Annotated in this window: 7 protein-coding genes; 5 read left to right on the top strand and 2 right to left on the bottom strand. The window is 40.8% G+C overall.

The window, feature by feature from the left end; genetic code table 11:
- Together H6G18_RS15640 and H6G18_RS15635 are read left to right on the top strand one after the other, a co-directional pair.
- Positions 1-408: hypothetical protein (locus H6G18_RS15640; protein ID WP_206757215.1), on the top strand; the 408-nt coding region annotated here is incomplete at its 5' end.
- A 1,027-nt stretch (positions 409-1,435) separates the two neighbouring features.
- A complete protein-coding gene (locus H6G18_RS15635; protein ID WP_190408019.1) occupies positions 1,436-1,747 on the top strand; it encodes a thioredoxin family protein in 312 nt (103 codons plus the stop codon).
- Between the two features lie 29 nt (positions 1,748-1,776).
- Here the strand turns inward: H6G18_RS15635 and H6G18_RS15630 are convergent, their stop codons facing one another.
- Both H6G18_RS15630 and H6G18_RS15625 read right to left on the bottom strand, forming a co-directional pair.
- Positions 1,777-2,007 carry a hypothetical protein gene (locus tag H6G18_RS15630; RefSeq protein WP_190408018.1) on the bottom strand — a complete coding sequence of 77 codons (231 nt, stop codon included), beginning with the start codon at positions 2,005-2,007 and terminating at the stop codon, positions 1,777-1,779.
- A gap of 122 nt (positions 2,008-2,129) precedes the next feature.
- Positions 2,130-3,977 (bottom strand): S8 family peptidase, encoded by a 1,848-nt coding sequence (locus tag H6G18_RS15625; RefSeq protein ID WP_190408017.1) that lies wholly within the window; start codon positions 3,975-3,977, stop codon positions 2,130-2,132.
- 126 nt (positions 3,978-4,103) lie between these two features.
- On the opposite strand from H6G18_RS15625, the gene H6G18_RS15620 reads away from it, so the two are divergent.
- From H6G18_RS15620 to thiD, 3 genes are all read left to right on the top strand, one after another.
- Positions 4,104-4,535 carry a hypothetical protein gene (locus tag H6G18_RS15620; RefSeq protein ID WP_190408016.1) on the top strand — a complete coding sequence of 144 codons (432 nt, stop codon included), beginning with the start codon at positions 4,104-4,106 and terminating at the stop codon, positions 4,533-4,535.
- Positions 4,536-5,024: 489 nt separating this feature from the next.
- Complete coding sequence (locus H6G18_RS15615) at positions 5,025-6,653, top strand: hypothetical protein (protein WP_190408015.1); 1,629 nt, start codon at positions 5,025-5,027, stop codon at positions 6,651-6,653.
- A gap of 11 nt (positions 6,654-6,664) precedes the next feature.
- Positions 6,665-7,507 (top strand): bifunctional hydroxymethylpyrimidine kinase/phosphomethylpyrimidine kinase, encoded by an 843-nt coding sequence (gene thiD, locus H6G18_RS15610; protein ID WP_190408014.1) that lies wholly within the window; start codon positions 6,665-6,667, stop codon positions 7,505-7,507.
- Positions 7,508-7,529: the final 22 nt, after the last annotated feature.

Here is a 7,529-nt window from a genome sequence, read left to right as displayed (position 1 = left end):
TCATCCGGAAAAGGTCACATATCGGTAGAACAATTAATTGGTAGATGCACCCTGATAACTAACTCCCCTAGCTGGCTAACACCGACTGGGGGCTTTTTTATGCCTAGTAATCACCCATCAGCAATTCTGACAAATTCATCCGGAAAAGGTCACATATCGGTAGAACAATTAATTGGTAGATGCACCCTGATAACTAACTCCCCTAGCTGGCTAACACCGACTGGGGGCTTTTTTATGCCTAGCAATCATCCATCAGCAATTCTGACAAATTCATCCGGAAAAGGTCACATATCGGTAGAACAATTAATTGGTAGATGCACCCTGATAACTAACTCCCCTAGCTGGCTAACACCGACTGGGGGCTTTTTTATAACAATCAGTAATTTCATTGATCAAAAGATTGTTTGAAATATACTGATTGCACATTGTAAAACTAATTATTTTGATGAACGTACCCTAACAAATAACTCTCCCCAGTGGCTGCCACCTTTAAGGGCTTTTTTTTGTGAAAAAAAAGCAACTTCATTTGTGACAATTTCATCCGGAACATCCTGTTGAATCCTAGAACAGTTAATTGGTAGATGCACCCTGATAACTAACTCCCCTAGCTGGCTGCCACCACTAGGGGTTTTTTATTGAAAATAAACCACAGACTACCTTTCAATCAATTTATCCGGAAGACTGTAATTCAAAATAGAACAATTAAATGGTAGATGCACCTTAATAACTAACTCCCTAGTTTGGTTAATACTGACTGGTGATTGGTAGATGCACCTTGATAACTAACTCCCTAGTTTGATTGGTAGTAGCTAGGGTCTTTTTGTCAGAAAGTTTTACTTGGTCTGCCCTGTTAATTGGTAGTTGCTTAGGGCTACATTATAGCTCAAGATTGGAATTATATTATAGCGCAAATGGCGTAATATTACGATGAATGTTACCATCTGTTGACTATAATTTCTTAAGTCTTAGGAATTATAACTCACTTTTGTCATTTTTAAATTAAATAAGTGATTTTTAAAATGCTACCCTTGTGATTACTTATTTTGCGGTGGCGATGGTCTTCTCTACGTTCCCTGCGGGACGCTTACGCGTAGCTTGCTTCTCCGGAGGAGTACGCGGAGCGTTGCGTAGCAAAGACAGACGCTATGCGAACGACCGAGCAGAGGTCATCGCTCCAGAATTTGGTAGAAAATACCCTAGTTGAATGATGCGTTGGTACACTCTACCATCAATCCTGTCGATTGCTCTATGTTAGTTCAGAATTAGTTATCATTTTTGTGCAGAGAGAGCATATCTAGGCGCTCATGTCTAGATTTTCTCAAAATTTTAATTTTTCTCTAGAAATTTTACTTTTATACCCATAACAGTTTAATCTCTGTAGCCTAAGAGCTATGCTGAAAAATATTAGCTATATCAAAAAGAGATACAGAGCTACATGAGTTTAGCTGTCATTAAATTTTCTTCCGAAGAGTGCGGCATCTGCCACAAAATGTCTTTTTACGACCAAAAGGTAGCTGAAGAACTGGGCTTGCAGTTTATTGATGTCAAAATGCAGGATACAGCGACTTATCGTAAGTATCGTAAGATTCTGCTCACCCAGTATCCCGATAAATCTGACATGGGATGGCCTACCTATATTATTTGTGAGTCTCCCGAAGGAGAATTCAATATCAAAGGTGAAGTCAAAGGGGGTCATCCTAAAGGAGAATTTAGAACTCGCCTACAACAAGTGCTTGATGGTGTGTGAAAAAAGGATGTAGGGGAAGTTCCTCACGACTAAGAACTCAGCAACTCGAAAGAGTTTACTTCTAAAACAGGGCCAATCATTGCCATAGTCATGACATCTTCGCGTACTAGTCCTTTAACTTTGGCTTTTTGTCCATCCTTTAATAAATCTTTGTCTGCGCCTCTAAGGATTTCGTAGGTAACACCATCATCTGAAACTAAAGCCCATGCGCCTGTTCCTAGATTGCGACGTTCAATTTTGCCCGTAACTGTGATACTCATAAAAATTGGGGAGTAGAGAGTAGGGAGTAGGGAGTAGGGAGATAAGGGGGATGAGGCGGATGAGGGAGAAAATAATTTTTACTTTCTTACCCCAATCTCTACTCACTATTCCCCACTCCCTTTTATACTGTTTTTTCTTCGTTTTTAAATGCTAAACGAGCGAGTGCATAACAGAGTAGGGCGTTGATAATTAGGAATAAACGAGCTAGATTACCACTACCTAAACCCCAGACGGCTGGGTCTAAAGCTGCACTGACTGTTAAGCAAGCGGCTACACCTAAAGTCGAACCGATGGCAAACCATTTCCCACTAGAATGACCTAGTAGCAATGCCATTAACACAATAGGAATTAACACACTGGCAAAAAGAGGATTCAAAGTACCAGTTCCCTGTAAAGTGTTACCCAATTCGGGAATGGAACTACCCAAAACGCGGAAAGGCCATTGGGGTAGGTCAAAGATATAGAATCCTTTGAGGAAGAATAATCCAGAACTACCAAAAATCAAGCCACTGGATAAAGACCAACCCCAAGGGAAGGGGAAATAAACCCGTAAAAACCAAGCCAACAGGTAAGAACCAACCACCATTAATATCTTGGGTAGGAGTGCTACAGCACCACCATCAAACCAAAAACGAGGGTTGAGATAGCCATTATCCCGCAACCAACGGAAGAAATCTTGGAAAGTGATTTGTCCTTGGCTGGCTAATTGGACTGCACCTGTAGCGTTGAGTTGTCCAGCACCGTAGTAGTTGAGGCTATCGTCTTGAATCACTCGTGCTGATTGTTTGAGGACTTGTAAAATTTCATCTGGTTCTTTGACACCACTGGCTTTAATTAAAGCTGCTACACCAGCGACGTGGGGCGCAGCCATGCTAGTTCCTTGGAGTCCGAGGAATACGGCTTCGCCTTGTTCGTTAATAGTTTCTTGGAGAATTGCACCTGCATCAGTCCCACCAGGGGCAGAAATATCAACGCCAGCACCAAAGTTAGAATAGGGGGCTTTTTCACCATCGGGGCCAAAGGCTGACACACCGATGACATGGGGATAACGGGCGGGATAGGAGGCGGAATTGTCGCTTTCATTCCCCGCAGCCCCAATAATTACCACACCTTTGTTGTGGGCATAGTCTATGGCTTGCTTGAGTAATTGACTTTCGCCACCACCACCCAAGCTCATATTTATGACATCTGCGCCTTTATCAGCAGCAAATTTAATGGCTTCGGCAATATCAGCAACGGTTCCGCCACCATAAGCACTAAGTACTTTTAAGGGCATAATGTTGGCTTCGTAAGCCACACCTGCTACACCATATTTGTTATTAGTAGCTTGAGCAACAGTACCGGCGACATGAGTACCATGTCCGTTGTCGTCTGTAGCTTCTTCTTTGTCGTTGACAAAATCGTAGCCTTTGACGAATTTGGTTTCTTGTAAGTCACGGACTTTGGTAACACCCGTGTCAATGACTGCTACGGTTATACCGCTACCTTTGGTTTGACTCCATGCACCTTCTACACCAATTTTGTGGAGGTTCCACTGTTTGCTGTAATATTCGTCATTGGGGCCAGTTAAGGAGGGGGTAAACTCCTCGCCTTCTTGGGGTCTTAAGATTTCTCCCAGCCAAGTGGGTTTAGCTGGTGGGGTCAGACTGTAAATATAATTTGGCTCGATAATTTCTGTAGCTTTGGCAAAGGGTGATTTTCGGAGTTCCTTGAGTCTTTGCCGATCGCCTTTGATAATATAAACATTATCTAAAGCTGAGAATTTATTATCTAATCGGGGTGTAACGTTGTATTGTTGAGCGATCGCTTGTAAATCCTGTTTGATCACCTCGGCTGGAATATCTTCTCGAAAATCTAACAAAATTGTCTCGAATTCGCCTTTTGCTGCTAGTCCCTGAAAACTCAGGAAACCAAATACAGCAGATACCAACCCGATGACAAACAAGCACAATAATATAAGTTTTTTCATATCAACTCATCACGCTTTTTGCCAGTTATTGCTCACTACGATAACTTATCTGCGCCTCTTATGAGTGTACTTTGCAATCTAGTTAAATGTTTTTCGTTAAATCTTTGACTGAGGACTGTTTAAACAATGGAACGGGGTCTTTTTTGGTTGCCTTTGTTAATTATATTTTTCTGGTTGGCTTGGCAAGGTTCAAGGGAATATCAAAAGGTGGAAGCTTATCGTATTTGGGCAGAGCAATTTGATCGAGCTAAGTATGATATCTATGCTGTATTGGGTCAAAAAGGTGACAATATCACTTGGGGCAAACCTACACCAAAAGGACTAATTCAACTAGAGACTTTTTCTTTGCTTGATGTGAAGGAAATTCAACTCGTGGTAAACAATCAAGTTGTAAATCTAGAATCACCACCAGAAAAAGGACGTTCTATCGAACTCAAGTTTAATTTTGCTGAGTCTGCTAGTTCGGTGTCAGTTCCGTTTACCGAAATTCCTTTAGCCGCAGAATGGGGTAAGTGTTTGCAAGGAGTATTGCAACAATTACCTGAAGAACAAAATTAGTAGTAGACGTAGCTATAGCGATTCCCAGTTAAGTTAGGTACAGATAATATTTTGAAACGCAGAGGGGAGGCTGCGCGTTGCGGGGGTTTCCCCCGTTGTAGCGACTGCCGTTGCCCGGAGTAAAGCGCAGAGGTACGCAGAGATTTGTACCTCAGCAGACTAGGAAACGCTATATCCTACGTCTACTAACAAGGGTTTTAGGTTTTACGCTTTGAAAGCTTGGACAGTAGAATTAACAACAATGAACGTTCGGATGAATTAGCAAAAGTCCAGGTGGTTTTTAAGAAGGTATTGGGACTTTTTTCATTTCGTTCATCTGCACTTGTCCATTCATCGCTAAAATCATAGTATTTTCCAGATTCAGACTAAATTTTATAAACTTCTTATTTCTTAAATTTAATTCAAAAAATGTAAAAATAAGTCGGGAAGATTCTACTGCGATCGCGTAGTCAACATGATAAAGAATTAATAACAATTACAGGGTGATTTATGCGGCGAATTATTTTCGGATTTAGTGTGATTTTATTAATTAATGCTTGTGCTTCTAATATTGAAAGTAATTCTGAGACAAAAAACAATATCAATCCCAAAATAGAAAACTGTCCTCAGGAACAAATTGTCTCTTTACCTATAGTAAATAAAAACGAAAACTTCTATGACAGGTTTAATTTTCACATCCGCAATATTGTAGCAGACGAGGATATAGTTAGATTTCAGACATTAAAACAAGATTTTGTTTTCTGTCGCAGTAATAATACTTGGACGGTACAGCCAGGAACTTTACCAAAAGAATTAAAACCCCAGGAAAACTATATAGAATTTGCCCAGGAATTAGTCAATCCTCAGTTTAAAAATATTGAATTTCAAGGTAATACTTATCAATACAGGTTTGTTCGTCAACCAAAATTTATTTTAGGAGAAGACAATAATATTTCCAGACCAGATGTAACAGATCCTGCTAAAGATGCAGTGATTTTTGAATTGCTAATACCTAATAGTACAAACCCCAAACGAAAAACTATATATACTCTCAAAGACCTACAAGAGATAGCAGTCAAAGCAGGATATTCAGCAACAGGAAATCAATTAGGTTTTCCCGAAATTACATCTGCAATTATTTATAATGAACGCCTATGGTGGTCAATAGGTTTTGAACAAGGAGAAGGGAATAACGGCATTGCTACCATCATCAGTTATGATCCAAAAACTGATCAATTTAACTTGATTCAACCAGAATCACTGTGGTTTACACAAATTACTGATTTAGCCATTACTGGCGATGCTAATAATCCTACTTTCTGGATGGGTACTAATGTTAGTGGCGAAGGAAATCTCTACATTCCTGCAAAAGGATTAGTTGCTTATCGCCCAAATTCGCAAAATCCCAATTCTGGTTCCCTAACTACTTACACTACTCATAACAGCCCAATAGTAGGGGCAATTCCTGACAAATTGAAATTAGAAAATGACAAACTCTGGGTTAGTAGCGCCAACGGTGTTTGTCAAGTTAAATGGGAAGTGGCTGATAATCCTGAAAGTTGGTCTTGTTGGCGATTTGCCCCAATGGCTAAACTACCACAGACAACACCCATTTACAGAGCCTTAACTGATAAAAAATCTGCCGAATCTTTGTCTAGTGGGGATACTGTAGAGGTCTTATGGTGGAATCCCATCAACTATGAAACTCGCAAGGGACGTTATGAGGTGAGATATCCTCAAGGGTTCACCGTAGCATTAGATGAAGGTCACAGTATTTACGACTTACCACGTTCTTTACCACCAGGAAAGCCGTCGGTTTACTGGCCTGGTTTTGAGTGGAGTTGGAACGGAGAACGTTTTGTCCGGGGCTTTGATGAAATTGCTCTTAATTTAGTTGGTGGTGGTCCCCAAGGCATTAGTTCTAGTCAATTGCAACCAGATATTCCCACTAATTGGAATGTGATGCGTGGTGATTTAGAATTGCTCAATATATCTGCAAAATCTACCAATTTAAAATATTACTCTGGTTGGGTAGATGATGCTACACTCAATCCTTACCTCACGGTTTTACCACAAATAAGACCCCAAAATTCTCAACCAAATCCTTTGAGCAAACTAGGTTTAGAAGGAAAAAATTAAGTTTAGATTTTATGAACACTGAAACAAAATCCAGGGTTCCTGTTGCATTAACCATTGCAGGTTCCGATAGTGGTGGCGGTGCGGGAATCCAAGCTGATTTACGCACCTTTGCCTTTCATTGTGTCCACGGTACTAGTGCTATAACTTGCGTCACGGCACAGAATACACTGGGAGTTAGTAGAGTTGATGCCATACCTCCAGAGGCGGTTGCAGCCCAAATACAAGCCGTTGTAGAGGATATTGGTGTTGAAGCAGCAAAAACGGGAATGTTGCTCAATCAAGAAATTATTGCTACTGTTGCCCAGCAAGTAGAGGCTTTAGAAATCAAGAACTTAGTAGTGGACCCGGTGATGGTTTCACGGACTGGGGCGCAATTAATTGATGATGATGCTATCAAGACTCTACGCCAACAACTGATTCCTCTGGCGGTTATGATTACGCCTAATAAGTATGAAGCGCAGATTTTGAGTGGTTTACAGATAAATTCCCTAGATGATATGAGGGCTGCGGCTCAAGTAATACACCGTAATTTAAAGGCAAAGGCTGTGTTAGTCAAAGGTGGAGGGATGCAGGGAAATATACGAGGTGTTGATATTTTGTTTGACGGACAACATCTAGAAACTTTAACAACAAAGCAGGTAGACACAAAAAATACTCACGGTACTGGTTGTACTTTATCAGCTGCGATCGCCTCTAATCTCGCCAAAGGTCAAGATTTGCTACAAGCCGTAACACAAGCCAAGCAGTATGTTACTACCGCACTCACTTACTCCCTCAATATCGGACAAGGGCAAGGCCCCGTAGGACATTTTTTCCCATTGCTGCTTGAGTTTCCTAATTCACTCAGAACTTAGTACTTATTGACTCTTATACCCT

The organism is Anabaena subtropica FACHB-260, assembly GCF_014697105.1.
GTDB classification, from domain to species: domain Bacteria; phylum Cyanobacteriota; class Cyanobacteriia; order Cyanobacteriales; family Nostocaceae; genus Trichormus; species Trichormus subtropicus.
This window is presented reverse-complemented; position numbering and strand designations above follow the sequence as displayed.

Coding starts and splice junctions, on each gene's coding strand:
- H6G18_RS15620 (WP_190408016.1), top strand. CDS start 4,104: ATGGAACGGGGTCTTTTTTGGTTGCCTTTGTTAATTATATTTTTCTGG.
- thiD (WP_190408014.1), top strand. CDS start 6,665: ATGAACACTGAAACAAAATCCAGGGTTCCTGTTGCATTAACCATTGCA.
- H6G18_RS15635 (WP_190408019.1), top strand. CDS start 1,436: ATGAGTTTAGCTGTCATTAAATTTTCTTCCGAAGAGTGCGGCATCTGC.
- H6G18_RS15625 (WP_190408017.1), bottom strand. CDS start 3,977: ATGAAAAAACTTATATTATTGTGCTTGTTTGTCATCGGGTTGGTATCT.
- H6G18_RS15630 (WP_190408018.1), bottom strand. CDS start 2,007: ATGAGTATCACAGTTACGGGCAAAATTGAACGTCGCAATCTAGGAACA.
- H6G18_RS15615 (WP_190408015.1), top strand. CDS start 5,025: ATGCGGCGAATTATTTTCGGATTTAGTGTGATTTTATTAATTAATGCT.